The organism is Roseibium marinum, assembly GCF_002906165.1.
GTDB lineage: Bacteria > Pseudomonadota > Alphaproteobacteria > Rhizobiales > Stappiaceae > Roseibium > Roseibium marinum.
In genome coordinates this window covers 21,865-48,226 of record NZ_PPCN01000007.1, presented here as the reverse complement: position 1 = coordinate 48,226, position 26,362 = coordinate 21,865, and the positions used below count along the sequence as shown (strand labels likewise).

The following is a 26,362-nucleotide window of genomic DNA, read 5'->3' as shown; positions in this document are numbered from 1 at the left end:
GGAAAAATCCCAAGAAGGTGCCTGCAAAATTTCGATTGCCGTCTTTTACCATCCGTTCCTAGCGGCGGTGAAGGTCAGGCGGCGCGGAGCGCGAAAAAGAAATCCAGAACCACCTGTTTTCTGTCGAGATTGAGCGCGTCCGCATCCCTGATGGCCTGGTTGGTCCTGTCCCACAGTTCCACTAGCGGGTAAGCGTTGCGGACGCCGCTTGCAAGGTCGCGCCGCATGCGCTGGTGCAGCCAGATCCGGGTGATGTGCTGAAAGCTTTCCCAGTTATCCGACTGGCCACGCACGGCGACGATATCGGCAAGTGCATGAACCGCCGCAAGGTCGAGTTGCGCGGCGTTGCCGGCAAGTTTTTTCAGGCCCTTCGCAATGGCAAGTCCGTCTCCAGACAATAGGGTGATCGCCGCGCGCAGACTTCCATCCGCGGCTTCGGCGATTTCACGCAGATCGTCGTCGGCCGGAATGCTGTCGGGCGCCAGGTCGCGCAGGGCGTTTGAAATGTCGTTGCTGCTCAAGGGGGCGAGATCCAGCCGCCGGCAGCGGGAGCGGATTGTCGGCAGCAGCCGCCCGGGCGCGTGACTGAGAACGAGGAACAGGCAGCGTTCCGGCGGTTCCTCCAGGATTTTCAAGAGCGCGTTGGCCGAACTGATGTTCAGATCGTCGGCCGCGTCGACAATGCAGATGCGCCAGGCGCTCGCGGAGGCCGTGGTGCCGAAAAAAGACACCGTGCGCCGGATTTCATCGACGGGAAGGTCCGACTTGAACCGCTTGGATTTGTCGTCCCATGGCCGGCGCAGATGCAGGACATTGGGGTGACCGCCGGCTTTCAACTGGCGGGCGACCGGATGATCGGCGGGCACGGACAGGTCCCGCGCGTCGGCCACCTCCGCTCCGAATCTGTCCGGATGGGAAATCACGAACCGTGCGAAGCGAAAGGCCAGCGTTGCCTTGCCGATGCCCTTCGGGCCGCCGAGTATCCAGGCATGGTGAAGCCGCTCGGAGCGATAAGCATCGAGAAGGGCGCGTTCGGTGGCTTCGTGCCCGATCAGCCGGTCCTTTTCATGGGGCGGAGGGAAGCCGGGCAGCACATCGACCTCGGGACGGGCCGCCAAATCCTGAGATCGCGCCATCAGCGGGTCCCCTTGCGCGTCGCTGCATGGATATCGTCAGCGATGTTCAACTCACTGGCGAACCTGTCGCTCACAGCCTTGCGAATGGCGGTTGCGACGTATTCGGGATCTTTCGTGCCATCGACGACCGCGAAGCGGAAAGCTTCCTCTCTTGCCAGATCGATGAACAGTCTCCTGCGGCGTTCGTGCACGTTCAAAGCTTCGCCTTCGAAGCGGTCCGGTCCGCCGCTGTCGTCGGTCTGTGAGCGCCGCGCCACCCTCTTGAGGCCGATGTCCGCGGGAATGTCGATCAGGACGGTCAGTTCTGGCCGCACTCCGGCGACAGCAGCCGTTTCCAGAAGTTTCAGATAGTCGGTATCGACACCCGCCTCGCCCTGATAGACGCGGGTGGAATCGGCGTAGCGGTCGCACAGGACCCACGCGCCACGCTCAAGGGCGGGTTTGATCGTGGTGTCGATATGGTCGGCCCGTGCGGCGGCGAAGAGCATGGCTTCTCCCCTCGGTCCTAGGTCCTTGACCTCACCTGAAAGCAGGAGCGCCCTGATCTTTTCCGCGCCTGGCGAGCCCCCGGGTTCCCTGGTGACCAGAACCGGTTTTCCGAGGCTTTCCAGATAAACTTTCAGGCGGGCGATCTGGGTCGATTTGCCGGCCCCCTCGCCGCCCTCGAAAGTTATGAAATGTCCAGGCACCTGTTCTCGGCTCCGTTGGCGAGGCTGTTCAGCAACAATCCGGCTGACTCATATCAGGTCTTTGCCCGGATGTTGATATCTATCCGATCCATCCGAAGAGCAGTTCCTGGAGCCCGTCCACCGCCCGGCCGAACAAGGTTCCCTGAGCGATGGTCGCGCCCGTCACCAGCGGCGTCCTGTAGACGATGCCGTCCTTGCCGATGACCTGCAGTTCTCCCGCCGGCATGTCTTTTGACAGCGGCGCGACGAGAGGTCCCTCATAGACCACGCGGATGCGGTAATCCAGCGTTCCGCCGCGGGCGAGAAGGACATCGACGTCTTTCCTTGCCACGAGCGGAACGGTGCTTTTCGTGCCGCCGAAGACCCTGCCCTCGGCAACGACGTCACCGGTGGAAAAAAGTGTCTGAACGGCGAAAAATTCCCAGGCGCCCTCGATGACTTCCTGCAGGGTCTGCAGCCGGTGTTTGTCGGACGTCAGTCCGGCGACCGCCGCGATCACCCGCCGTCCGTTGCGCTCAACCGATCCCAGGCCGGCATAACCGTCTGTGGGGTCGGATCCGCCGCCGAGACCGTCCAGGTTTCGTATTTCACCCAGAAGCGGGTTCTTGTTGCGCTGGAAAATCTTGTTCCAGGTGAATTCGGGCAGGGAAAAAAGCGGGTAATGCTCCGGATGGCTTTCCAGGATGTATTCCGCGAGCCGCGTCTGGTCGCGCACGGTGGTGCGCGCGGGCTTGTCCTCATTGCCGGTCGGGTTGGAGAATTGACTGTTCGTCATGCCGATGGACCGCGCCAGCCTGGTCATTCTTTCGGCAAAGGCATCCTCGGACCCGTCGAGGCATTCGGCCAGGACAATTGCGGCGTCATTGGCATTGTGAACCAGCAGGCCCTTGAGCAGATCGTTCACGGCGATTTCGGACTTGATGGCGGCGAACATGGTCGACCGGCGGGACGGCGCACCGCCCGTCCGCCAAGCGTGTTCGCTTACCTTGCAGAGCTGGTCCGGCCGCATCTCGCCGTCTTTCAGCGCCTGAAATACGGTCGCGGCCGTCATAACCTTGGCGAGCGATCCGGGCGCGAATGGTTCGTCCGGGGCCTTGGCGTAGAGGATCGTTCCTGAGGAAGGTTCGTAGAGGAAGGCTTTCGGTGCCTTTGTGGCTATGGCCTCGGCCGCGTTCAGCGCGGGGATCTGCTCCGGACCGAAAGCCGCAAGCCCTGCGACGGCAATTATTTGAAGAAAAGTCCCGAAGGACACGCGCCGTGATTTTTTCAGGAGATTTCCGGATCTTGCTGAACGCATCTGAGTTCTTCTACCCGCCGACAGTTCATCCAGACTCAAACCCTATAGCGTGTTGCGTTTAAGCGGATTCAGGTATTCAGGAAGACGCGCGAGGCAGCGTTTGCATTGCAAATGCGTTCGGACGATTTCCTGAATTCAATTTAACGCGACACGCTTTAACGCATTTACCCCTGCGAACCGGCCCGCATTCATTATGGACGCGGGTGGGCGCAGGCAATCTGCCGTTACTCCGTAAGGGTTCTGGCAACAAGCTCGCGCATCGACAATCCGGACGCGGACACGGAGACCAGAAGTTCGTGGGCATCGGAAATGCGCTTGTTGGCGGCAAAGGACGAAATAGCGCTGCCACCGACAAGACCGGCCGGTGAGCCGGGGGCCGGAACGTGTAGAACACCGAGAGATCCTTCGGCTGGCGCGGGGGTCGCCGCATAAGCAGATTCCGCAGGTTCGAACCTGTTGTTCGATGCGACCTTGATGGTCGGGCTGCCTGCCTCGAAGGCGATGGCGGGATCGAAGGCCACGGTCATGCTTGCCGGGCTTTGCACCTGAAATGCGGTAATGGAGGGGGGGGATGCAAGATACGGACGCGTGGCGGGCGCCGGAACGCTGCCGAAGACGACCGGAGGCGCGGCCTGTATCGCTTGCGGTTCGGCCTGGGCGATCATGGTGCCCGGACGCGTCGTGCCCGGTTCGACCGCACCCGGCCCGCGATAAGAGGCCATCAGGAAACTTTCGTCCTGTCCGTGCAGCGGAGCCTTGCCGACATATTCGACTTTGACCTTGCCGACGCCGGCGCTCTTGGTGCCGAGCATCGTGGCCGCGCGTTCCGAAAGGTCAATCACGCGGTTGCCATGGAACGGTCCGCGGTCGTTGACGCGAACAACCATCGAGCGTCCGTTGGCAACGTTGGTCACGCGCGCATAGGACGGCAGGGGCATTGTCGTATGTGCCGCGGTGATGGCGTTGCGGTCGAAAACCTCGCCGTTGGCGGTCTTGCGGCCATGGAATGTCGGTCCGTACCAGGACGCCAAGCCTACTTTTTCGTAATTTGGATCGGTCTTGGGATAGTACCACTTTCCGGCAATCTTGTATTTCTTGCCGACGATATAACGTCCGCCGCCCTTCGGCACGGGCTTGCCCGCGGCAACCATGCGCGGACTGCCTTTGACGCCATATTTTTTAGGACTGAATTTGGCGGTTTCCTGCTGGGTGGTGTTGCAGGCGGCGACCACGGACACGGCAGCGACGATCATCAGCCCCGTCCGCATCTGGTTCCAGATGCCGCCGTTGAACCTGCTGATCCGCTCTATCGTGTCGGAGGATTTCATTGAAGACGTTTCTGCCACGTGGTCTGTCCCCTGGACTGCCGCCTGGCAAGATTGCCCGCCTATCCCTTGCATACTGCCGTCCTACTCAATTACGCGCCGGCGGCCCCGCGGCTCACGCGATACATCCCGGCGCGTGGTTTTATCCGCGTCGGTTCAAAGGCATTTTCAGATCTTTACGATCATTCCCCGCAAGACACACCAGCCCCCGCCGTGAGTCTCGCAACTTTGCCTACTAAAGCGTATTTTTATTACTTCAAAGTAAACCGACCGTCGAGGCTGGAGGCCGCTTTCATTTCAACAACTCCCAGCTTTGTGTCGCGAGCCGCTTGTCGGACCTGCCGGTTATTTCGCTAAGCCTCAGTAAATGCGACTGTTTTCCGATGCTCGACTGAACGTTTCAGCGTGTTGCATGCAGGGCACAGTTGGTCAATATTCGGCAATAGATTTGTATGTGACCTACATCACATTCACGCCTGCTCGATCCGCGTAGGTTCACCATGTTGCCGATGACTGCCCAGTCATCGGCATTGCTGGATCCCACCTCCAGCATTGGCCGCCGGTTCAAAACCCTGCCCACGACACCGGACCGGCGGCCCCTGCCCTTTGGTTTTGTTCCGGTCCCGCAGCGCAAGTCCTGCCCCTGCAAGCGCCCGGTACCGGAACAAACCGGAGGTGCGGTCCGTCACCGGACAAGACCTTCCACACGAATTCGGCGACCTGAGCACGGACGATGAATGCGCGCTCTTGACTTTCGTTCAAAGACGAAGGAAACGGAGGATCTGCAGCAGGCATTCTTCCGAATGCGGTTGCCTGCGGTGAGGTGGCCGAGTGGTTTAAGGCAGCGGTCTTGAAAACCGCCGTGCGTGAGAGCGTACCGTGGGTTCGAATCCCACCCTCACCGCCATTTTTTCTTTTTCTGATCAGACGCCACAACATCATCTGAAATCCGCTCTTGTTATGGAACCAAACGGCGCGTCGTGCGTTCGTTTACCGAACCGGTGCGTCCGGAGCGTTTCATTCGGCTCCATGCAGGCATCTGTTCTCCGGTGCTCGACCACCGTTTTGAACCGGCCGTAACTCGATAGCCGGAGTTGCGGCCCAGGCAGACGGCAAACTGGTGGTGAGATACTTGGCATGACATTTTCAAAGAGCAGACCGCGCATTGCAGTTGTCGGCATGGGGCCGCGCGGACTGGGGGCTCTTGAAGCCTTGGCTGAACGGGTCGAAGGGACCGGGCTTCCCATAGACGTCGATATATTCGACCCGGTCGCCCAGGCGGGAGCCGGTCCGAACTTCAGTCCCGATCAAAGCGACCTTTGTCTTTTGAACCTTCCGCTCCGCGAGGTGTCTCTGGGGTCGCCAGGCTTTGCCGGTTCAAGCCTTGGTGAACTGTCTGATTTCGAACCTCTCGATGCTGATCCGGAGGTCTTTCCGGCGCGAGCCGGTCTCGGTCTTTATCTTGCCGCCCGGTTCAAGGATCTTGCCGACAATACAAGCTGTTTTCATATCACGCAGCATTTCGCGACGGTGCAGAAGATTGTCCGTGGCAGAGACGGCTGGTGGATTGACGCGAAAGGAGAGCGTTTTGGTCCTTATGCGGAAGTTCTTCTCACCCAGGGCCAACCGGACACCGTGCCGGACGAGCAACTGGCGCGTTGGCAGAACCATGCAAATGACAGCAAGGGCGAGTTGATCGCCGCCTATCCGGCAAACGCGCTGCTTTCTGCGGCCCGCGAATGGGCCGGGCGTACCGTTGCCATTCGCGGCCTGGGGCTTTCCACGCTGGATGTGCTGCGGCTGTTAACCTGCGGCATGGGTGGGCATTTCGAGGATGGCAAGTATCACAGATCCGGTCGTGAACCTTTGAGAATTCTGCCCTTTTCTCTGGACGGCTATGCCCCCTTTCCAAAACCTGCCAATGTCGACCTGGATGACGCGTTCGACCCAACACCGGAAGAAACCCGCGCATTTGAAACTGCTCTTTCGAAGGCGCTTGCTGCGAGCCCCGAGGATGCTTTGTTCGGTATTTGCGAGGCGTTCCATGTGCCGGCGATGCGTATTCTGGAGGCGAGCGGCTGTTCAGCCGATCAGGAAGCCGTCGAAAAATGGTTGGAGATCGAACGGGACAATCCCGGGGCACAGGAAACCCGGTCCCCGATTGTGGTTCTGCGGGAGGGCATCGACATGGCCGAGGGCCTTCTGCCGCCCTCGCCCGGTTTCGTGATCGGCCAGCTTTGGCGCAAGTGGCAGAACGCGTTGCGGCGCGGGTTCAACCCGGCCCGGGTCGAGGCGGAGACCGCCAGCGCATTGATCGGTTTTGACGAGGGGCTGAAACGCTATTCCTATGGCCCCCCGCTTCGCTCCGCGAGAGAACTTCTCATGTTGATCGAGGCCGGGGTGGTCGATCTGCGCGCGGCCGACGATCCTGACATCGAACTGACCACAGATGGTTGGCGGCTGATCGAGGACGAAACTTCTGTGACGGCATCGGTAATGATCGATGCGGTCATGCCGCCGCCGGCACTGGAAAAATCGAACGATCCGCTGATCACGAATCTCGTCGATGGCGGGCGTATCTGTGCCGTTGCGGAGGGGCTTGGAGCGCAAACCGAGGCAGACGGCGGGCTGATCGATCGAAACGGACGCGTTCAGCACGGACTGAGCCTGTTGGGGCGCCTGGCTCTGGGCAGTGTCATCGCGGCCGATTCCATCCACGACTGTGTCGGCGCCGCGACCGACCGCTGGGCGGATGGGGTCATCAAGCGGCTCGGTTGACTAGGAACCAGCCGGTTCGGACTTTCTCATGGAAGACCTGTCGCAATGCCCATTTGCCGCCCCTGACGGTTTCCCCTATCATTTGTCGCAGAGGATTCCCGCCACTTCGCGGTGGCTGTGACATTTGGGAGAGGAGTGTCGATATGTCGGTGATGCACGAGCCGTGGCTCGTTGCGCTATCGCTCTTGATGGCCTTTCAGGGAAGCTTTGTCGGGCTGAACCTTGCGGTTCAGGTCGGGCAGGCCACTGCTGCCCGCCGCCGGGTGCTTCTGGCCGGTGCGGCGCTGACGCTGGCGCTGGCGATCTGGTCGATGCATTTTGTCGGCATGCTCGCCGCCCGGCTTCCTGTGGCGGTCGATTTTCTGGTTCTGCCGACACTTCTGTCATTTCTGGTCTGCGTGCTGGTTGTCGGCATAGCGGTATTCGCGGCGAGCAACGCCCGTCTTACCCCTCTGCGTCTCGGCCTGGCCGCCTTTGTCATGGGAAGCGGCATTTGCACCATGCATTATCTCGGCATGTATGCCCTGCATGAATCGCTTCACATGCGGCATGACCCCTCTTACGTCCTTGCCAGTTTCCTGATCGCGTTCAACGCCGCCGGACTTGCCATGTGGCTGCTTTTCGGACCGGGCCGGCGCCCGCCGATCGTGTTTTCGGCGGCGGTGCTCGCACTCGCCATCGCGGCTATGCACTATACCGCGATGGCCGGCCTGACCTATGACCTGACGCAGCCGTCTTCGGCATTCCGGGCACCGGCCCTTAGCCCCGGCATGCTGGCAATACTTGTCTCCTGCGTTGCGTTTCTCGTTTCGGGGCTCTTTCTCCTGGCTCTGGTTCCCGCACAGGAAAACGGGGATGCTGCCGGTCCGCGAAAAACGGCGGGCGAGACCGGCCAGCCGGGGACCGTGACCATCGGTGAGGCCGCCATGGAGGATATTGAGGCTCTGGAGGTGGAACCTTCCATGCCTTACAGATCCGCCGCCGGCTTGCAGTCTGCCGCAGTGCCCGTGCGCGCGACTTCTCCGTCAGCGAGGCGCATGCTGCCTATCGAGCGGGATGGCCAGAAAACACAGATCGGGGTTTGCGATATCCACGTCATTCACGCCGATGCGCATTACACCAGGATTTACGACGGCAACCGGGAGTTCTTCTGCCCACTGTCGATCAGCGAAGTCGAACAGCAACTGGATCCCAAGACTTTCAACCGGGTGCATCGCAGCCACATTGTCAATCTGGAACAGGTGGCCGGTTTCAAGCGCGCCGGCGATGGCGGTTTGCTCATTCTGGCTGGAGAGAACGGACAGACGGTGCCTGTCAGCCGGTCAAGATGGGCGCGGGTCAGGACCCGCCTCATGACACTCGCGGACAATTCTTCCTCCCGGGGGCATGCTGCTGCAGCGCAGTAAGCTGCTTTCGTGTGTTTGAAACCGGAAGACCCAGTTGGCGGAGTGCCTGTTTCGACGCCGTTCGTGCGAATCCTCAGGAAGTTACCACACCCTTAAGTAGCATGGCAGTTTTCTCGTTCCTTCTTCTATCGTATTGAATTGTTGTCCTTTATCAGAATTTTATTCGAAGAAGCCTACTAAATACGGCAGTATTCTTACCGTATTTCGTGCGAAAGATCTCGTCATCCGTGTAATCGCGCAAGCTGTTTGTGCATGCTGTCTTGAGTGTGCACCGCACATCTCCGCACCCTTGTACTCATGTGACAAACTGCCGCCGGTCCGGGGGCAGCACATGGTCAGCCCGGGAACGCGACCCGGTAACGCGGGCCGATATTCCGGTTTCGGTCCTTCAGCAAGGACCGTTTGAGGGAGGAGAGAGACGTGATCCCTGGTGTATTCACCTATCACCGGCCATCGTCGGTGGCCGAAGCTGTCGCCATTCTGGCCAATCACGGAGATGAAGCGCGCCCGCTGTCCGGCGGACACAGCCTGATCCCGATGATGAAGCTCCGCATGGCGGCGCCCGAACATCTCGTCGATCTTGGGGGCATCGCAGCCCTGAAGGGCATTTCGGAAGATGGCGACACAATCACCATCGGCGCCATGACGACGCAGCACGAGTTGATCGGCTCGGACCTTCTGAGCGCGAAGCTGCCGATCATTCGTGAAACGGCCTTGATGATCGCGGACCCGCAGATCCGCTACGTGGGCACGCTCGGCGGCAATGTCGCCAATGGCGATCCGGGCAACGACATGCCTGCCCTGATGCAGTGCCTGGACGCTTCCTACGTGCTGACGGGTCCGGACGGTGACCGTCAGGTCGCGGCGCGCGCGTTTTACGAAGCCGCCTATTTCACCGCGCTGGCGCCGGAGGAAATCCTGACTTCCATCCGAATTCCGGTTCCTGCCGCAGGTCACGGCTACGCCTATGAAAAGCTGAAGCGCAAGGTTGGCGACTACGCCACCGCCGCCGCGGCCATCGTTCTGACGATGAACGGCGGAACGGTCGGCATGTGCTCCGTCGCCCTTACCAATGTTGCCGACACACCGCTGTTTGCAAGTGAGGCCGGCGACATCCTGACCGGTTCGACGCTTGACGCGGCGACCGTCAAGCGCGCGGTCGCCGCGGCCGAAGCCATCACCCAGCCCGCCTCCGATGGCCGCGGACCCGCGGAATACCGAACGAAAATGGCCGGTGTGATGGTGGAGCGCGCTCTTGCCCGCGCCGCCGAACGGGCCAGAAGCTGAGACCGGGACTGAGGGAGAAACACATGAGCGATATTGAACAGATCCCGGTCACGATGACCGTCAACGGCAAGAAGGTGCAGCGTTTCGTTGAGGCGCGCACGCTTCTGATCCATTTTCTGCGCGAAGAACTGAACCTGACCGGACCGCATATCGGCTGCGAAACCTCGCATTGCGGCGCCTGCACGGTCGAGATGAACGGCATGTCGGTAAAAAGCTGCACGTTGTTCGCCGTCCAGGCGAACGCCGCGGAACTGACCACCATCGAAGGCATGGCCAACGCGGACGGCACGCTGTCGGCTCTTCAGGAAGGGTTCCGCCAGATGCACGGGCTGCAATGCGGCTTCTGCACACCGGGCATGATCACGCGCGCCCACAGGCTTTTGCAGGAGAACCCGAATCCGACGGAAGACGAAATCCGTATGGGGATCTCGGGAAACCTGTGCCGCTGCACCGGCTACCAGAACATCGTCAAGGCCATCCAGTATGCCGCGGCCAAGCTGAACGGCACTGAATTTCAGGAGGCTGCAGAATGAACGACATGACCCCGACACGGGAACAGCGCGAGGCCGCCCTTGAAGGCATGGGCTGCAAGCGCAAGCGCGTTGAAGACATTCGCTTCACCCAGGGCAAGGGCAATTACGTCGACGACGTGAAACTGCCGGGTATGCTCTTCGGCGACTTCGTCCGCTCACCCTATGCCCACGCCAAAGTCACCAAGATCGATGCGACTGAAGCCCTGAAGCTGCCGGGTGTGATCGCGGTGCTGACGGCCGAGGACCTCAAGGGCGTAAACCTTGCCTGGATGCCGACACTGGCCGGCGATGTCCAGATGGTTCTGGCCGACGGCAAGGTGCTCTATCAGAATCAGGAAGTGGCGTTCGTGGTCGCGGAAGACCGCTACATCGCCGACGACGCCATCCAGCTTGTCGAAGTCGAATATGAAGAGCTTCCCGTCCTGGTCGACCCCTTCAAGTCAATGGATGCGGATGCGCCTGTCCTTCGGCCCGATCTCGAGGGCAAGACCGAGGGCGCGCACGGACCGCGCAAGCACCATAATCACATCTTCACCTGGGAGGTTGGTGACAAGGACGAGACCGCCAGGGCTTTCAAAGATGCGGATGTCACGATCAAGGAGATGATCTCCTATCACCGCACGCATCCCTCCCCCCTGGAGACCTGCCAGTGCATCGCCTCAATGGACAAGATTACCGGTGAACTCACCGTCTGGGGCACCTTCCAGGCTCCGCATGTGATCCGCACCGTGGCCTCTCTTCTGTCCACCATCCCGGAACACAAGATCCACGTGATCGCGCCGGATATCGGCGGCGGGTTCGGCAACAAGGTCGGTGCCTATCCGGGCTATATCTGCGCCATCGTCGCGTCCATCGTCACCGGGGTGCCGATCAAATGGGTCGAGGACCGGATGGAGAACCTCTCCACCACGTCCTTTGCCCGCGACTATCACATGACCGCGGAAATCGCGGCAAAGAACGACGGCACGGTGACCGGCCTGAAGGTCCACGTACTTGCCGACCACGGCGGCTTCGATGCCTGCGCCGATCCGTCCAAATGGCCGGCCGGTTTCTTCAACATCGTCACGGGATCCTACGACTTTCCGACCGCCCACCTGGAAGTCGATGGCGTCTATACCAACAAGGCGCCTGGAGGCGTTGCCTATCGTTGTTCGTTCCGCGTGACGGAGGCCGCCTACTGCATCGAGCGGGGGATGGATATTCTCGCGCAAAAGCTCGGCATGGATCCGGCGGACCTGCGCATCAAGAATTTCGTCAAGCCTGAACAGTTCCCCTATCAGTCGGCGCTTGGCTGGGAATATGACAGCGGCGACTACCACACCGCCATGCACAAGGCGATGGACACGATCGGTTACCGTGAACTGCGGGCTGAACAGAAGGCCAAGCAGGAAGCCTTCAGGCGCGGAGAAACACGCGAAATCATGGGAATCGGCGTCTCCTTCTTCACCGAGATCGTCGGTGCCGGACCCTCGAAGAACTGCGACATCCTCGGCGTGGCCATGTTCGACAGCGCGGAAATCCGCGTGCATCCGACCGGTTCGGTGATTTCGCGTATGGGCACCAAGTCCCAGGGCCAGGGTCACGAGACCACCTGGGCGCAGATCATCGCCACGGAGATCGGCATTCCGGCCGCGGACATCATGGTCGAGGAAGGCAACACGGACACGGCGCCCTACGGCCTGGGCACCTACGGGTCCCGCTCCACGCCGGTTGCCGGCGCGGCAATCGCCCTTGCTTCGCGCAAGATCCGGAACAAGGCGCAGATGATTGCCGCGCACATGCTGGAAGTCTCCGAATACGACCTGGAATGGGACGTGGACGGTTTCCAGGTCAAGGGCAATCCGCAGGCACGCAAATCCATGAAGGAGATTGCCTGGGCCGCCTATCATGCCCCGCCTCCCGGCATGGAACCGGGTCTGGAAGCGGTAAGTTACTATGATCCGCCAAACATGACCTTTCCCTTCGGCGCCTATTTCTGCGTCATGGATATCGATGTCGATACCGGAGTTGCAAAAACCCGGCGCTTCTATGCGCTGGACGATTGCGGCACCCGGATCAATCCGATGATCATCGAGGGGCAGGTCCATGGCGGTTTGACCGAGGCCTTCGCCATCGCGATGGGCCAGGAAATCCGCTACGACGAGATTGGCAACGTGCTCGGCGCATCCTTCATGGATTTCTTCATACCGACGGCGGTCGAAACGCCGCATTGGGAAACCGATCACACCGTCACGCCCAGTCCGCATCACCCGATCGGGGCCAAGGGTGTGGGCGAAAGCCCGAATGTCGGCGGAGTGCCGGCCTTTTCCAACGCCGTGAACGATGCGTTCCAGTTCCTGGGCAGCACACATATCCAGATGCCGCATGACGCCTGGCGGCTGTGGCAAGCCGCCAAAGACCTTGGCGCGCACGGCTGAATTGGGAGTGGCGGTCCACGCCACCCCTTAATTCAGGAGAGGTCTTGAAACAGGACCTCTCCTGCCCCGTCTTCCCATGGCTCGACCCAGGGATCCATGCCGCGACCCTGCCAAGTATTCAGTCGGTACAGATCTGGCAGGGATATGGCATGGATTGCCGGATCAGGTCCTGCAATGACGAGGCGGAGGTTTGAAGAGAACGGACCTTATGACGAAGACCAAGGAACAAGTGGCAAAGGCTTTGGCGGAAACGGGTTATGTCGCCGATGAGGGACTGGCGACCGCCCTGCTTCTGACGGAAATGCTGGACCGCCCGCTGCTGCTGGAAGGCGAAGCAGGCGTCGGCAAGACCGAGGTTGCCAAGGCGCTCTCACGGCTTGAAAACACGGCTCTGATCAGGCTGCAGTGTTACGAAGGGCTTGATCGGTCCGATGCCATCTATGAATGGAATTATCAGCGCCAGCTCCTCGCGATCAAGGCGCGGGAAGGCTCCGGTGAGGATGCTGAAGCCGTTGAAGAAGCGATCTTTTCAGAAAAATACCTCCTTGAGCGTCCGCTTCTGGCGGCCATCCGGCAAGACAGGGCTCCGGTTCTTCTGATTGACGAGATCGACCGCGCGGACGAGGAATTCGAAGCTTTTCTGCTGGAAATCCTGTCGGACTACCAGGTGTCGATCCCGGAACTGGGAACGGTGGCGGCGACCACCATTCCGCGCGTCGTACTGACCTCCAACGGGACGCGCGAGCTGTCGGATGCCCTGCGCCGGCGCTGCCTCTACCATTATGTCGATTACCCGACGCCTGACCGGGAGGCGCGTATCCTGCTGTCACGTGTCGAGGGGCTCGACGCCGCGCTTGCCCTGCAGATCGCCGAACTCATGGGGAAACTGCGCAAGGAGGATCTTGCGAAAGTGCCCGGCGTTGCCGAAACCATCGACTGGGCGGCAGCCCTTTTGGGTCTTGGCGCGAAAAACCTCCATGACAGCCGTGAGCTCGTCTTCGATACGCTGGCCTGTGTCGTCAAGACCCGTGAAGATCGCGCACGCGTGTCACCCGAGGTCACCGACCGGCTTCTGGGAAAGGTGGCGTGACGCGATGACTGCCCTGCCCCTGGAAAGCCCTGAAGATATCGGTGCCGTACTTCGGCTCCGGCTGGCCTGGTTTGTCCACTCGCTGCGCGACAGCGGCTTCAAGGTGGGGCTGGCGGAGACAAACGACGCGCTTCGTTTGCTCCATACGCCGGTCATGAGCCGGCCAGGCAGCTTGAAGTCCGCCTATCGTTCGCTGTTTTGCGGGCGTCTGTCGGACTGGCAGCGTTTCGACGAGATCTTCGATGCCTTCTGGACAGGACGTGGCGTCAAGTCGGCGGTCAAGGTCACCGGTTCCAGCATGCGCAAGGGCACGAAGACAATTCGCGAACTGGTCGACGCCCAGGGCAACCGGCAGGAGACGATTGCCGGGGATGTCGAGCGCCAGCCCGGCGAACAGGATGAAGACACCGGTGAGACACCGTCCGGCCGGCGGGAAGGCGCGAGCATTGCCGAAAACCTGGGTCAGATCGACATCCGCAACATTCACGATCCGGAGGCCTTGGAAAAAGCGCATGAGCTTGCCGAAAGACTGGCGCGATCCATGCGCGTGCGGCTGACCCGCAGGGACCGGCAGAAACGAAAAGGTCCGCGGCTCGATCTGCGGCGGACGATCCGCCATTCCATCGCGCATGGCGGTATGCCGATCGAGCTGATCCACAAGGGGCCGCGAGCCCGGCAGCTCAGGCTGGTAATCCTGCTCGACGCGTCCGGATCGATGAACAACTACACTGGTGTCTTCACGCGTTTCGTGCACGGCATTCTGGACAATTTCCGCGAGGCGGAAGCGTTTCTCTTCCATACGCGCCTGGTGCATGTCTCCTCCGCCCTGGCGGAGCGCGATGCCGCTCGCGCGCTCGACCGCATGGGACTGATGGCGCAAGGCGTTGGAGGCGGCACGAAGATCGGCGAGGCCCTGGCGGACTTCAACCGCTTTCACGCGGCTCGGGTTATTCATTCGCGCACCTGCGTAATGATCCTGTCCGATGGTTACGATACGGGTGCGCCGGAAGTCCTGGGTGAGGAAATGGCCCGGCTGCGGCGCCGGTGCCGGCGCATCGTCTGGCTCAATCCCCTGATCGGCTGGGAAGGTTACACACCGGCCACGGGAGGCATGCAGGCGGCGCTGCCGCATATCGATCTTTTCGCGCCGGCACACAATCTGGACAGTCTGGCTGCTCTTGAACCTTACCTGGCAAAGCTTTGACCCATGGGTGACGCCTCGATGAAACAGTCCCTTCCCGTGACACTTGCACACGCAGGTCTCGACCTTGCGAGCGATGTCGCTCCTTTGATGAAGCGGCTTCAGGGTGACAACGAACCCTTCGTGCTGGCCACGGTCGTGCGCACCATTTCGGTGACCGCCGCCAAGGCGGGCGCGAAGGCCGTGGTCGACCGAGACGGATCCATCGTGGCGGGCTGGATCGGCGGAGGGTGCGCCCGGGCGGCTGTCGTCAGGGCCGCGAAGGCTGCCTTCGACGACGGCGAAACCAGGCTGATTTCCATCCAGCCGGGTGAGCTGCTTGCCGAACTTGGTGTCGAGCCGGGCGATGAGCGTGAGGGCGTTCAATTCGCCAGGAACATGTGCCCCAGTCAGGGCACGATGGACATCTTCATCGAGCCTGTGCTTCCGCGCCCGAATCTCGTGGTTTACGGGGCGAGCCCGGTCGCTGTCGCTCTCGCGCTGCAGGCGCGGACCATCGGTTTCGACATCGCGGTTTGCGCTCCCCCGGAAGACCTTGAAGCCTTCCCGGCCGCTGTAAACAGGATCGGTGGCTTCGACGGCGGCATTCAATCCAATGGCGAGACCTATATCGTCGTATCGACCCAGGGGCGCGGCGATCTCGCGGCACTTGAGGAGACATTCAAGGTGCCGGCGCGCCACATTGGATTTGTCGGCAGCCGGCGGAAGCTGGAAGCGCTTAAGGCGAAGCTGAGGGACAAGGGGGGCGCGCCTGCCGATCTCGATCGCGTCAAGGGACCGGCCGGTCTCGATCTGGGGGCGATCACGCCGGAAGAGATTGCTCTTTCTATCCTGGCCGAACTCCTGATGCTGCGCAGGAAAAACCAGCGCCGGCACGCCGAACCTGAAGTTTGAAGAGACAATCGGAGACGACCATATGCAGATGACCGACAGCCAGCGGATAGCAGCACCCAGGGAGAAAGTCTGGGAAGCGCTCAACGATCCGGAAGTGCTTAAAGCCTCCATTCCGGGGTGCGAGGAACTGGTCAAACACTCGGAAACGGAACTGGAAGCCAAGGTCAAGCTGAAGGTCGGCCCGGTCAAGGCAACCTTCGGCGGCAAGGTGACGCTTAACGATCTCGATCCGCCGAAGGGCTACACCATCGTGGGCGAAGGCACCGGCGGTGTAGCCGGCTTTGCTCGCGGTGAAGCCAAAATCCACCTCGAAGAGGATGGTCCCGACGCTACCATCCTTTCCTATGAGGTCAATGCGAAGGTCGGCGGCAAGCTGGCTCAACTGGGCGCCCGGCTGATCGATTCCACGGCCAAACGTCTGGCGGGTGAATTCTTTACCGCATTCGGCGAACAGGTCGCACCGGCACCTGTTCCCGAATTCACCGAAACCGCAAACGGCGCTCCGGAGATCGCAGCAGCGGAAAGCGCGCCCGGAGACGAGCAGAAGAAAGGCTGGTTCGGGGGTCTTTTAGGCGGCAAAAAGAAGCAGGTTGTTGACGATCCAAAAATCGGCGATCCGGCCGAATGATTTAAAGGCCGTGGCGGCGATATTGCCACGCGGCCATATGGGAGGACATGACATGGAACAGTCGGACGTTTTTCGCGAAACCGGTTTGCGGGCAATCGCCCACGATCCGTCTCTGCTTCTTGCTCTTGGAACAGGTTCCGCACTGACGGTATTCCTGCTGCTGGCGCATTCATGTTGCCTGGGGCTGGCCGGCCGGCATCTGGCACCGCTTCTGCAGATCTGCTCTTTCGCGGCTTAGCTGGTCCGAAGGCCGCCATCGATTGTTTCAGCGGGTATCACCCGCGGCCTTTCGGGCACTTCACCTTGAACCAGCTCTTGTATCGGCGTGACTGATCCTTGAACATATTCGGTCAGCACGTGCTTATTTTTTAACCATGACGCTTCCGGCTTCGGGAGCGTGATATTGCGACGTCGATCTATCTAATTGATCGGATTAACTTAAACGCTTCCTCCTTCGAATTGGCATTACATTTGCTTTACAATTGCCGTGCAGCGCGCCTAGGGATCCGGTCGGCAACGACGCAGGACCGAGAGGTGCAAGCCGGACAAAAGGCGTCAGCCACATAGTCCGGTAACACGGCGGGATAAAAACCCGGGAGACAACTGCACGAGGTTTCGCGCGCGCGAACCTGCTCCCGGCCGTGCGCAAGAACCTTCATGACGTAAGCCCGTTCACAGCGGATCCCGACCGGGACCGCTTTTCAGGGCCCAAGACAGGAGACGCGCACTGATGCTTAAATCGATTGCCAAAGCTTCCCTCCTCGCCGCAGCGCTTGCATTGCCGCTGTCCGTTCCCTCCGCACAAGCTGAAGAAATGAAAGATTTCAAGGTCTGCTGGTCGATCTATGTCGGCTGGATGCCATGGGGCTATCTGCAGGACAGCGGCATCATGAAAAAATGGGCCGACAAATACGGGATCGACGTCGAGATCGTGCAGATCAACGACTATGTGGAATCGATCAATCAGTACACCGCGGGCGAATATGACGGCTGTTCGATGACCAACATGGATGCCCTGTCCATTCCGGCCGGCGGCGGTGTCGATACCACCGCGCTGATTGTCGGCGACTATTCCAACGGCAATGACGGCATCATTTTGAAAGACAAGACAGACCTGGCGGACATCAAGGGCCAGTCCGTCAATCTGGTCGAACTCTCCGTCTCCCACTATCTGCTTGCCCGCGCGCTCGATACCGTCGGCCTGAGCGAGAAGGACCTGACGGTCGTCAATACCTCCGATGCCGACATGATCGCGGCTTATGCAACGCCGGACGTCACCTCCGTCGTGACCTGGAACCCGCTGCTTTCCGAAATCGAAGCACAGCCGAACGCGACGAAGGTTTTCGACAGCGCGGGCATACCCGGCGAGATCATCGACGTCATGATGGTCAATACCGGGACCCTTGCCGACAATCCGGATTTCGGCAAGGCGCTTGTCGGCGCCTGGTACGAACTGATGGCGGTCATATCGTCCGACAGCGACGCGGGCATCGAGGCCAGAACCGCGATGGCCGAAGCGTCCGGGACCGATCTGGCCGGATATGATGCCCAGCTCGCGACCACCAAGATGTTCTACACGCCCGCTGATGCGGCGGAGTTCACCAAGTCCGCGGAGTTGCCGGAGACCATGAAGTTCGTGGCGGAATTTCTCTTCGACAAGGGCATCCTGGGCGAAGGCGCGCCGAGCCCGGAATTCGTCGGCGTCTCTTTCGCGGACGGTTCCGTCTACGGGGATCAGAACAACGTCAAGCTGCGCTTCGATCCCGCCTTCATGCAAATGGCGGCCGACGGCGGTCTGTAAGGCCAGACTTGCCCAACGGATCCGGCGCGGACCGCGCCGGATCCCCGGGTCGGCCCGTCTACATTTGACGGCCGGTCGATCCGACAAGAGAACCGGCGGGATCCTTCATGCGCATCATAAACCGCAAACCTTCCAGGGTCGTATCCGTGGCCCTTGGCCTGGTTCCCTTTGTGGCGACAATCACCGCCTATACGATCGCCAGTCATTACCGCCGGCTCGAAAATCCCGCCGACAAGCTGCTGCCGTCGCTGGAGAGCATGGGGGAGGCATTCTGGCGTATGGCGGCGGTGCCCGATCGCCGGTCCGGGGACCTGCTCTTGTGGCTCGATACGTTCGCCAGTCTCTGGCGCCTTGGCACCGGTATGGCGGTCTCCACTTTGCTTGCACTTTTGTTCGGAATCGCCATCGGCTTCATACCCCATGTGCGCGGCGCCCTCGCGCCATATCTGGCGACCTTTTCCCTGATCCCGCCGATAACCGTCCTGCCGATCCTTTTTCTCACCTTCGGCCTTGGCGAACTTGCCAAGATCGCGCTGATCGTCATCGGCACGGCGCCGGTGATGATCCGCTACACCGCGCAGGCGGTTCTCGACATTCCCCGGGAAATGATCATCAAGGCGGAAACGCTCGGGGCGTCCGTCTGGCAGATGGTCACCCGTCTGGTGCTGCCGCAGGTACTGCCCAAACTTATTTCCTGCCTGCGGCTCAGCCTGGTTCCGGCCTGGATCTTCCTGATTTCCGCCGAGGCGATCGCCTCCACCTCTGGTCTCGGATACCGGATCTTTCTCGTGCGCCGTTATCTCGCCATGGACGTGATCCTGCCTTACGTGGTGTGGATCACCCTGCTCGCGTTTCTTCTGGACCGGGCCTTGCTGCTCCTGTCGCGCCGGGCCTTCCGCTGGCATCACCTTGGAGGTGACGCGCTGTGAATGCTTCCGCGAAACTCTCCGTTCAGGGCCTGAGCAAATTTTATGACGGCATGCCGGTTCTGGAACGCGTCAATCTCGATGTGGCGCCGGGAACGTTCTGCACCATTGTCGGCGCGTCCGGCTGCGGAAAATCCACGTTCCTGAGAATGCTGCTTTCCCAGGAGCATCCGACCCGCGGCCAGATCCTTCTGGACGGAAAACCGTTGCCCGCGGAGCCGACGCCGGACCGGGGCATTGTCTTTCAGAAATATTCCGTCTTCACCCATCTGAGCGTTGCGGAGAACCTTGTTCTTGCCAGTGAATTCGAAGCGGCGCCGCTCACCGGAAAACTGTTCGGCTCCGGCAAGCGGAAGGCCCTCGATGACATAGGCGAATTGCTTGAACGCATCGGGCTGAGCGCAGCGTCAGACCGCTATCCGGCGCAACTTTCCGGCGGCATGCAGCAGCGGCTTGCTATCGCGCAGGCGCTGGTGAAAAAGCCGCGCATTCTGCTGCTGGACGAGCCCTTCGGGGCACTGGACCCGGGTATCCGGCTCGACATGCATGAGCTTCTGCTCAGCCTCTGGAACGATCTCGGCATGACCGTTTTCATGGTCACCCACGACATTCACGAGGCCTTCAAGCTCGGCACGCGGCTGCTGGTGTTCGACAAGATCCGTCACGACCCGCAGGCCCCTGAAGCCTATGGCGCGACAATCACCTACGACCTGCCCCTCAACAAGCCGTCCTTCGGCGACAGGGATCCGCAGGACATAGCAGGCGCGATCAGGGCAGCGGGCACGCCCGGTCAGTCTTCCCCCTCACCTATCAACCATCCATGAGGAACGCCCCATGAGTATCTTCGACCAGACAGGCCCAACGACGCGCCACAAGGCCGCCGGCCGCATTTCCCGCAATCCGGCGGAACGCCTTCATCATCCGGATTTCGACAAGCTTCAGTTGCGTGGCTGGAAGGCGGCGGAAAAGGAAGGCACCCTGCCCTCGGCCGCCTGGGAAAAGGAGAAAGCCTGGGCGTTGCGCATGGGCCTGACGGGCTCCGACTGCCTGACGGACAAATCCATTCCGACATTCGCGCGCGGCGAGCTTCCCCACTACGCGGGCATCAACACCTTCCTGAAGGCGCCGTATATCGAGGATGTCACCCAGGTTGGCGCCTATGACGCCGCGGTCATCGGTGTTCCCTTCGACGGTGGAACGACCTACCGTCCGGGCACGCGTTTCGGACCGCAGGGACTCAGGAAGATCTCCGCGCTCTATACGCCCTACAATTACGAAATGGGCGTCGATCTGCGCGAACAGATGACCCTGTGCGATGTCGGCGACATCTTCACCATTCCCGCCAATATCGAAAAGACCTTCGACCAGATCACCCGTGCCGTCTCGCATGTGGCGTCCTCCGGCGCGCTGCCGATCATGATCGGCGGCGATCATTCCATCGGCTTTCCCTGCGTGCGCGGCATCGCGCAATGTACCTCGAAGCGCATCGGCATCGTGCATTTCGACCGGCATATCGACATCCAGGAAAAGGATCTCGACGAACGCATGCATACGACGCCCTGGTTCCACGCAACGGATCTGGTCAATGTTCCGGCGGTGAACCTCGTCCAGATCGGCATCGGCGGCTGGCAGGTGCCGCGCGAGGGTGTCGAGGTGGCCCGCGAACGCAACACCAACATCTTCACGATGCGCGACGTGGAGGAACTGGGACTTGCCGAAACCGCCGCCCGGGCGCTGGAGCTGGCCTGGAAGGATGCCGATGCGGTCTATATCTCGTTCGATATCGACAGCGTCGATTGCGGGTTCGTTCCGGGAACCGGCTGGCCGGAACCGGGCGGGTTCCTGCCGCGCGAGGCGCTGGAACTGGTGTCGCTGGTCGCCAAGGAAGGTATCTGCGGCCTGGAAGTGGTGGAAGTCTCTCCGCCATACGATTGCTCCGATATTACCGCCTTGCTGGCGACCCGAGTCATCGTGGATGTGCTCGGAACGCTGGTTTCCCACGGCAAGATGGGCGCGCACAAGCACATCATCGACAAGCCGGTCTCCATTCCGGCCGGACCGGAGGTGATGTGAAATCATGGCACACGAACATCACGCCCGTCACCATCACCCGCATGATCACACGCATCCCCATCAGCATCAGCAAGGGCACAATCATGCCGGACCGGATCATCTGCATTCGCATGTCCACGGGACTTCAAACGCGGATGCGGCGGAGGAGCTTCAGGCCCTTGCGGCAAGCTTTATAGACGGCTTTCGTTCCGCCGATGACAAGACCAGCTATTTGCGCCTTGCGGGTATTCCGTTTCATCGTCCGGGATCGGACGGTCTGGTCCAGCATCTGGTCGATGCCAGCATTGCCAGCAACTGGCAGGTCGGAACGGCGTCTCCCGCCTTTGCCTCCCGGGAGCTGGTCTACATGCCCTACCCCGGCTCCATGGTTCAGGCGCGCGAAAGCATGACCTTCAGCTTTGTGTCGCTCACCGAACGGGCCGATATCGATCTCGTCGACATTCTGACGGACCGCCTCGCCCATGGCGATATTCCCGAATGAGGCGGTTGCCCGGATCGACAGCCTGCCAATCTGTTCCGGTTGCAGGTCTGTCGATCCAGGCACATCCTAATCGGACAGGTTTCTCACAGAGGCGGTCGGTTTCAGTTTAGGGCAACGACATTAAGGGGCGTTTCCGCGCCGCTGAGGAACCGCTGGATCTCGAAAATCGGCTTTGGTTTGCTGTAAAAATAGCCCTGTGCGTAGAGACAGCCGAGGTTTTTGAATGTTTCAACCTGTTTGCGTGTTTCCATGCCTTCAATCAGAAGCGTCGCGTTCATTTTGCTCGCCAATGATTTGATGACCTTGACGACGTTGAGCGCCTTCGGGGAAGCGTCACACGCGGTGACAAAGGACCGGTCGATTTTCAGTTCGTTCCATTTGAATTTGTTCAGGTAACTCAGAGCGGAATAGCCTGTCCCGAAATCATCGAGGGAAATGGATACGCCAAGGTTCTGAAGCCTCGTGAGAACGCCGGATACGAAATCGGTGTTTTGCATGAAGACGCTTTCGGTGATCTCCAGTTTGAGCCGGTTTGCCGGAAGGCCTGTCTCCCTCAATGTCGAGCAGACGAGCTCGACGATATCGTCGTTCATCAGCTGGATCATCGACAGGTTTACAGAGACGTGAATGTGGCCGGGCATGAGCTGGATATCGCGGCAGGCGGATCTCAACATGAACCGGCCCAGTTCGATCACGTCGCCGCTGGCTTCCGCGATCGGAATGAATTCGGCCGGGGATATGGGGCCGATGTCGCTGTGGGTCCAGCGGGCAAGTGCCTCCATTCCAACCGGTTCACCCGTGGCGATATTGACTTGCAGTTGGTAGTGCGGCTGGATCATTGCGTTGCGCAAGGCGTTCGGGAGCTGCCTTTCGATCTGCAACCTGCGTTCGAGACGGGTCCGCATGGGTTCGCAAAAATGCATCGCCGTTCCGCGCCCTGCCCCTTTTGCTTCCATCAGGGCGATATCCGCATTGAGGATGACATAGCCGGTTGCCTGCCTGCTGCCGGCCAAGGCATAACCGATCGATGCGCCAACCAGGACGCTGCCGATCGTGGTTTCAAGGGGCGTTTTGAACTCACTTGCGAGCGCGCGGATCGTCGTTTCGACGTCTATCGCGTGTTTGCTGTATCGGAAAACCAGGATGAATTCGTCACCGCCGACGCGGGCGGCGAGATTTCTGCCCGGAAGACCGGTCACAAAGTCCTTCAACCTTCGAGAAAGAGCGACCAGAAGTGCATCGCCGCCGATATGTCCGAGCGTGTCGTTGATGGCCTTGAAGCCATCCAGATCCAGTGCGACGGCGAGCAGGTGTTCACCGGGGGCAAGGTGTGTCCTGGCCTTGATCATGTATTCGCTCAGCAGCGTCCGGTTCGGGAGCTCTGTCAAGGCATCGTGCTTGGCCATGAAGGTCAGTCGCTTCGCATCCCCTGCTATGGTGTCATTGGCGGAGGTCAGGACGCGATTCTGACGCATGACGACCGCAAGCAGACCCGCTGCAAGGATCAAGAGACCCAGAACAATCCGTTTTTCGGTCATCAGCCGGTCCTGGAATGCCTGCCTTTCCTCGCTGAAACGCCGTATGCTGGATTGATAGGATGTTCCGGCAATTGTCTCAATTCTTGGCGCCATGCTGTCCAGTATCGTGTGCAAGGCGCCGGCCTGCGCCGTCGCAATGGACCGCATGTAAGGTGTCAGGTTTTCCAGATCGAGCGAGAGAGCCTCCAAGGCTTCACGGGATTTAGGGGACTTCGCAAGGACTGCCTTGAAACTTCCGGACTTCCACATGTCCATCCGGCCCAGAAATATTTCGTATTTCAACAGAGCGTCTTCGAGGTCTGTCGGTTTGCCGGACTGGAGGTATCTGGAGATGCTGGTGGTATATTTATAAAATTCGTTGCGGCCGTTGGTTGCCGACCACACGGTATCGTATTCCAGCGATCTCACCTGTTCCTGCTCCAGGGGGTCGGAAGCATAAAAAAAGGTCCAGAACACGAAGAGTGCGATCAGGAACGAGCACAATACGGTCCAGTGCCAGATATGATTGCGCTGCATTGTGCCTCCCCCTATTCGATCAATATGGATCTGACTTGCCAGACGGAGCGGGAATAGTAGATCTCGGTTTTCATTTCCGGATGATCGTCGTAGGGGTAAATGATGAATAGAGGTCCTTTGTCGCGGATGGTCAGGTATTGCCCATTCGCCTTGTAGGCCAGAATCGGTTTGCTCGATTGGAAATCGGACATCGGAATGACAGCCCGGTAGTCATTCAGGGCAGTGACTTGCGCGCGCGTGCCTTCAGCACCAATCTGGCTCATCAGGTCGCTCAGCAAAACGCCTTCAAACGTGACCCGGCCGTCATGCCAGGGTGTCGCTGTCTCAATCGTGCTGCGTGGCAATGCTTCCAGTTTCCCGATCGAAAACTGCGCCGGATCGCCGGCCGAGATCTTTCCGGAGACCGTAAGGATGGTCTTGTCCTGATCCAGCGAAATTGCGGTGGAGGTCAGGCAGAACGGCATCAAGAAAAACAGAAACGCTGCAAGATTCCGGAACACAATCGGCCTCCCAACCAATTAATTTTCCTTATCTTACGTCAGGTCATAATTCTCGTAAATTGGAAGTCTCTCCAATCTTAATTTTATCAATAAACTTACACGATTAAAAAATGTTTATACTATCTTCGGTAAGGGTATTATTATGCTATTTACTTATTCTATCTTCGAGGCGGAATCGGAAAATGCGGGCGATTTGCGTCAAGGCTGTCGCCAGTTCGTCTTCGGCGGAATTTGCGATCCGGTCTTCGAAGGCCGCGAGGATCATGTGTTTGGTCGCTCCCTTGACCGCGAATATGAACGGAAACCCGAATTTGGTCTTGTAGCGTGTATTGAGCTGTGTGAAGCGGGCGAATTCTTCGGGCGATAGTGTATTCAACCCGGCTCCCGCCTGCTCGCGTTTTGAATCCTCGGCGACCTCGCCGGCGAGCGCCGCCTTTCCGGCCAGGTCCGGATGCGCGCGGACAAGAGCCAGTTGCCTGTCTCCGGATGCCGCATTCATGGCTGTTTCGAAGGCGTTTATGACAGCTTCCCGGTCGGCGAACGGGGCTTTGCCGAATGCGTTTTCGGCGACCCACGGAGAATGTTCGGCAACATCGCCAAAGGCGGTCACGAAGGCCTCTAGGTCCATCCTGTTTATTCGGGCAAGGGTGATCATGGCTGGAAGCTATTTCTGCTGACTGATCCAGGCGCCCAATGTGGCCCGGTCTTCAGCCGTCATTCCGGTTTCATTGCCAAGGGGCATGGCGTCCGACTGCACGGCCTGGGCCATGATGAGATCCGCGTAGCGATGCAGGTTCGCGACGGTATCGAGTTCGATTTCCTTGGGAGCTTCGTCAAACCCCTCGTAGGTCGGATTCGCAGAGTGACAGATTGCGCAATGGGTCCGGGCCATCTGCAGCACGGTCGCATCGCTGACCGTTTGCGATCCGGAAAAGTCGCGCGGTGCTGTCATGACGATGGCGGCCATCGTTGCGACAGCGGCGAGCGGAAGCGACCACCAGAATTTACCGAACTCGTCACCCGCGTCATGCCGGTTGAAGAAGTGGCGCACCATCCCGCCGATGATCAGAACCAGCGCAACGAGAAGCCAGGCGTGCGGATGTCCCGTCAGCATGGGGTAATGGTTGGACACCATCATCAGGAGAACTGGAAGGGTCAGATAGTTGTTGTGCACGGAGCGCTGCTTGCCGATGGCTCCAAGCGCAGGGTCCGGCGCTTCACCCGCCATCAGGCTGGCGGCGATCTTCTTCTGGTTGGGGATGATCACGCCGAAGACATTCACGGCCATGATCGTGCCGATGAAGGCACCGATATGGATCAGCGCTCCACGGCCGGAAAAGACGTGGGTGAACATATATGCGGCGGCCAGGATCAGGACGAAGACGCAAACCGCCAGAAGCGGCGTGTTCCTGCCGATGGGGGATTTGCACAGCTTGTCATAGATGAACCAGCCGGCGACCAGGGAGGCAATGGAAATGAGCACCGCTTCACTCGGCATGAGCTTTAAAACGCTCGGGTCGATCAGATAGGCCGTCGCATTGAAATAATACTGGACGACAAGGAGCGCGAACCCGGTCACCCAGGTCAGATAGGCCTCCCATTTGTACCAGATCAGGTCATCCGGCAGTTCTTTTGGCGCGGTCATGTATTTTTCGACGTGATAGAATCCGCCGCCATGCACCTCCCAGGCTGTTCCCAGAACGCCTTCCTTCATACTTTCCCGCTTGCGCAGGGAAAGATCCAACGCAATGAAATAAAAGGACGTGCCTATCCAGCCGATACCGACGATCAAATGGGCCCATCTGAAAAGCAGGTTTAGCCAGTCCATTGCAAAGGCAAGGGTCAT

At 59.9% G+C, this 26,362-nt stretch carries 24 protein-coding genes, 1 tRNA gene and 1 riboswitch; of the genes, 17 read left to right on the top strand and 8 right to left on the bottom strand.

Going from position 1 to position 26,362, the window contains the following annotated elements; genetic code table 11:
* Positions 1 to 74 precede the first annotated feature (74 nt).
* The 4 genes from CLV41_RS15885 to CLV41_RS15870 all read right to left on the bottom strand — a co-directional run bounded on the left by CLV41_RS15885 (position 75) and on the right by CLV41_RS15870 (position 4,450).
* A complete protein-coding gene (locus CLV41_RS15885) occupies positions 75 to 1,136 on the bottom strand; it encodes a DNA polymerase III subunit delta' (protein ID WP_103223414.1) in 1,062 nt (353 codons plus the stop codon).
* Positions 1,136 to 1,825, bottom strand: a complete 690-nt coding sequence (tmk, locus tag CLV41_RS15880) for a dTMP kinase (protein WP_103223413.1) — start codon at positions 1,823 to 1,825, stop codon at positions 1,136 to 1,138. Before tmk ends, CLV41_RS15885 begins: the two co-directional genes overlap by 1 nt.
* Positions 1,826 to 1,904: 79 nt before the next feature.
* On the bottom strand, positions 1,905 to 3,122 hold the full coding sequence (locus CLV41_RS15875; RefSeq protein WP_103223412.1) for a D-alanyl-D-alanine carboxypeptidase family protein: 1,218 nt from the start codon (positions 3,120 to 3,122) through the stop codon (positions 1,905 to 1,907).
* Between the two features lie 224 nt (positions 3,123 to 3,346).
* Entirely contained in the window at positions 3,347 to 4,450 is a 1,104-nt protein-coding gene (locus CLV41_RS15870; RefSeq protein ID WP_103223411.1) for a septal ring lytic transglycosylase RlpA family protein, read from the bottom strand.
* An 814-nt stretch (positions 4,451 to 5,264) separates the two neighbouring features.
* Here CLV41_RS15870 and CLV41_RS15865 point away from each other — a divergent pair.
* The 17 genes from CLV41_RS15865 to CLV41_RS15790 all read left to right on the top strand — a co-directional run bounded on the left by CLV41_RS15865 (position 5,265) and on the right by CLV41_RS15790 (position 21,962).
* Positions 5,265 to 5,354, top strand: a tRNA-Ser gene (locus CLV41_RS15865).
* Positions 5,355 to 5,584: 230 nt separating this feature from the next.
* Positions 5,585 to 7,225 carry an FAD/NAD(P)-binding protein gene (locus CLV41_RS15860; protein ID WP_103223410.1) on the top strand — a complete coding sequence of 547 codons (1,641 nt, stop codon included), beginning with the start codon at positions 5,585 to 5,587 and terminating at the stop codon, positions 7,223 to 7,225.
* A 143-nt stretch (positions 7,226 to 7,368) separates the two neighbouring features.
* On the top strand, positions 7,369 to 8,631 hold the full coding sequence (locus CLV41_RS15855; protein WP_103223409.1) for an MHYT domain-containing protein: 1,263 nt from the start codon (positions 7,369 to 7,371) through the stop codon (positions 8,629 to 8,631).
* A 420-nt stretch (positions 8,632 to 9,051) separates the two neighbouring features.
* A complete protein-coding gene (locus tag CLV41_RS15850) occupies positions 9,052 to 9,918 on the top strand; it encodes an FAD binding domain-containing protein (RefSeq protein WP_103223408.1) in 867 nt (288 codons plus the stop codon).
* A gap of 23 nt (positions 9,919 to 9,941) precedes the next feature.
* Positions 9,942 to 10,451, top strand: coding sequence for a (2Fe-2S)-binding protein (locus CLV41_RS15845; protein WP_103223407.1), 510 nt, complete (start codon positions 9,942 to 9,944; stop codon positions 10,449 to 10,451).
* Entirely contained in the window at positions 10,448 to 12,868 is a 2,421-nt protein-coding gene (locus tag CLV41_RS15840; protein ID WP_103223406.1) for an aerobic carbon-monoxide dehydrogenase large subunit, read from the top strand. Before CLV41_RS15845 ends, CLV41_RS15840 begins: the two co-directional genes overlap by 4 nt.
* Positions 12,869 to 12,912: 44 nt before the next feature.
* Positions 12,913 to 13,062, top strand: coding sequence for a hypothetical protein (locus CLV41_RS27815; protein WP_170107218.1), 150 nt, complete (start codon positions 12,913 to 12,915; stop codon positions 13,060 to 13,062).
* 14 nt (positions 13,063 to 13,076) lie between these two features.
* Positions 13,077 to 13,958: an AAA family ATPase gene (locus CLV41_RS15835; protein ID WP_103223405.1), complete on the top strand. Its 882-nt coding sequence runs from the start codon at positions 13,077 to 13,079 to the stop codon at positions 13,956 to 13,958.
* Positions 13,959 to 13,962: 4 nt separating this feature from the next.
* Positions 13,963 to 15,162 (top strand): vWA domain-containing protein, encoded by a 1,200-nt coding sequence (locus CLV41_RS15830; protein ID WP_103223404.1) that lies wholly within the window; start codon positions 13,963 to 13,965, stop codon positions 15,160 to 15,162.
* An 18-nt stretch (positions 15,163 to 15,180) separates the two neighbouring features.
* Entirely contained in the window at positions 15,181 to 16,053 is an 873-nt protein-coding gene (locus tag CLV41_RS15825) for an XdhC family protein (protein WP_408013956.1), read from the top strand.
* 22 nt (positions 16,054 to 16,075) lie between these two features.
* Complete coding sequence (locus tag CLV41_RS15820) at positions 16,076 to 16,681, top strand: CoxG family protein (protein WP_103223402.1); 606 nt, start codon at positions 16,076 to 16,078, stop codon at positions 16,679 to 16,681.
* Between the two features lie 52 nt (positions 16,682 to 16,733).
* Positions 16,734 to 16,919, top strand: coding sequence for a hypothetical protein (locus CLV41_RS15815; RefSeq protein WP_103223401.1), 186 nt, complete (start codon positions 16,734 to 16,736; stop codon positions 16,917 to 16,919).
* A gap of 249 nt (positions 16,920 to 17,168) precedes the next feature.
* A riboswitch (guanidine-I (ykkC/yxkD leader) is annotated at positions 17,169 to 17,282 on the top strand.
* A 129-nt stretch (positions 17,283 to 17,411) separates the two neighbouring features.
* On the top strand, positions 17,412 to 18,482 hold the full coding sequence (locus CLV41_RS15810; protein WP_103223400.1) for a putative urea ABC transporter substrate-binding protein: 1,071 nt from the start codon (positions 17,412 to 17,414) through the stop codon (positions 18,480 to 18,482).
* Between the two features lie 107 nt (positions 18,483 to 18,589).
* Positions 18,590 to 19,411: an ABC transporter permease gene (locus tag CLV41_RS15805; protein ID WP_103223399.1), complete on the top strand. Its 822-nt coding sequence runs from the start codon at positions 18,590 to 18,592 to the stop codon at positions 19,409 to 19,411.
* Positions 19,412 to 19,461: 50 nt separating this feature from the next.
* Positions 19,462 to 20,232 (top strand): ATP-binding cassette domain-containing protein, encoded by a 771-nt coding sequence (locus CLV41_RS15800; protein WP_103223625.1) that lies wholly within the window; start codon positions 19,462 to 19,464, stop codon positions 20,230 to 20,232.
* 10 nt (positions 20,233 to 20,242) lie between these two features.
* Positions 20,243 to 21,481: an agmatinase family protein gene (locus tag CLV41_RS15795; protein ID WP_235867150.1), complete on the top strand. Its 1,239-nt coding sequence runs from the start codon at positions 20,243 to 20,245 to the stop codon at positions 21,479 to 21,481.
* Positions 21,482 to 21,485: 4 nt separating this feature from the next.
* The gene (locus tag CLV41_RS15790; protein ID WP_103223398.1) at positions 21,486 to 21,962 is read left to right on the top strand and encodes a hypothetical protein; all 477 of its coding nucleotides are present in this window, start codon (positions 21,486 to 21,488) and stop codon (positions 21,960 to 21,962) included.
* 101 nt (positions 21,963 to 22,063) lie between these two features.
* Here CLV41_RS15790 and CLV41_RS15785 read toward each other — a convergent pair whose 3' ends face one another.
* The 4 genes from CLV41_RS15785 to CLV41_RS15770 form a co-directional block, all read right to left on the bottom strand.
* Positions 22,064 to 24,016 (bottom strand): putative bifunctional diguanylate cyclase/phosphodiesterase, encoded by a 1,953-nt coding sequence (locus CLV41_RS15785; RefSeq protein WP_103223397.1) that lies wholly within the window; start codon positions 24,014 to 24,016, stop codon positions 22,064 to 22,066.
* A gap of 11 nt (positions 24,017 to 24,027) precedes the next feature.
* Positions 24,028 to 24,516, bottom strand: coding sequence for a molybdopterin-dependent oxidoreductase (locus CLV41_RS15780; protein WP_235867149.1), 489 nt, complete (start codon positions 24,514 to 24,516; stop codon positions 24,028 to 24,030).
* A 145-nt stretch (positions 24,517 to 24,661) separates the two neighbouring features.
* Positions 24,662 to 25,144, bottom strand: a complete 483-nt coding sequence (uraD, locus tag CLV41_RS15775) for a 2-oxo-4-hydroxy-4-carboxy-5-ureidoimidazoline decarboxylase (RefSeq protein WP_208987540.1) — start codon at positions 25,142 to 25,144, stop codon at positions 24,662 to 24,664.
* 36 nt (positions 25,145 to 25,180) lie between these two features.
* A complete protein-coding gene (locus CLV41_RS15770; RefSeq protein WP_103223395.1) occupies positions 25,181 to 26,362 on the bottom strand; it encodes a urate hydroxylase PuuD in 1,182 nt (393 codons plus the stop codon).

Coding starts and splice junctions, on each gene's coding strand:
- CLV41_RS15885 (WP_103223414.1), bottom strand. CDS start 1,136: ATGGCGCGATCTCAGGATTTGGCGGCCCGTCCCGAGGTCGATGTGCTG.
- CLV41_RS15875 (WP_103223412.1), bottom strand. CDS start 3,122: ATGCGTTCAGCAAGATCCGGAAATCTCCTGAAAAAATCACGGCGCGTG.
- CLV41_RS15870 (WP_103223411.1), bottom strand. CDS start 4,450: ATGAAATCCTCCGACACGATAGAGCGGATCAGCAGGTTCAACGGCGGC.
- CLV41_RS15860 (WP_103223410.1), top strand. CDS start 5,585: ATGACATTTTCAAAGAGCAGACCGCGCATTGCAGTTGTCGGCATGGGG.
- CLV41_RS15855 (WP_103223409.1), top strand. CDS start 7,369: ATGTCGGTGATGCACGAGCCGTGGCTCGTTGCGCTATCGCTCTTGATG.
- CLV41_RS15845 (WP_103223407.1), top strand. CDS start 9,942: ATGAGCGATATTGAACAGATCCCGGTCACGATGACCGTCAACGGCAAG.
- CLV41_RS15840 (WP_103223406.1), top strand. CDS start 10,448: ATGAACGACATGACCCCGACACGGGAACAGCGCGAGGCCGCCCTTGAA.
- CLV41_RS15835 (WP_103223405.1), top strand. CDS start 13,077: ATGACGAAGACCAAGGAACAAGTGGCAAAGGCTTTGGCGGAAACGGGT.
- CLV41_RS15830 (WP_103223404.1), top strand. CDS start 13,963: ATGACTGCCCTGCCCCTGGAAAGCCCTGAAGATATCGGTGCCGTACTT.
- CLV41_RS15825 (WP_408013956.1), top strand. CDS start 15,181: ATGAAACAGTCCCTTCCCGTGACACTTGCACACGCAGGTCTCGACCTT.
- CLV41_RS15820 (WP_103223402.1), top strand. CDS start 16,076: ATGCAGATGACCGACAGCCAGCGGATAGCAGCACCCAGGGAGAAAGTC.
- CLV41_RS15815 (WP_103223401.1), top strand. CDS start 16,734: ATGGAACAGTCGGACGTTTTTCGCGAAACCGGTTTGCGGGCAATCGCC.
- CLV41_RS15810 (WP_103223400.1), top strand. CDS start 17,412: ATGCTTAAATCGATTGCCAAAGCTTCCCTCCTCGCCGCAGCGCTTGCA.
- CLV41_RS15805 (WP_103223399.1), top strand. CDS start 18,590: ATGCGCATCATAAACCGCAAACCTTCCAGGGTCGTATCCGTGGCCCTT.
- CLV41_RS15800 (WP_103223625.1), top strand. CDS start 19,462: ATGCCGGTTCTGGAACGCGTCAATCTCGATGTGGCGCCGGGAACGTTC.
- CLV41_RS15795 (WP_235867150.1), top strand. CDS start 20,243: ATGAGTATCTTCGACCAGACAGGCCCAACGACGCGCCACAAGGCCGCC.
- CLV41_RS15790 (WP_103223398.1), top strand. CDS start 21,486: ATGGCACACGAACATCACGCCCGTCACCATCACCCGCATGATCACACG.
- CLV41_RS15785 (WP_103223397.1), bottom strand. CDS start 24,016: ATGCAGCGCAATCATATCTGGCACTGGACCGTATTGTGCTCGTTCCTG.
- uraD (WP_208987540.1), bottom strand. CDS start 25,144: ATGGACCTAGAGGCCTTCGTGACCGCCTTTGGCGATGTTGCCGAACAT.
- CLV41_RS15770 (WP_103223395.1), bottom strand. CDS start 26,362: ATGACCCTTGCCTTTGCAATGGACTGGCTAAACCTGCTTTTCAGATGG.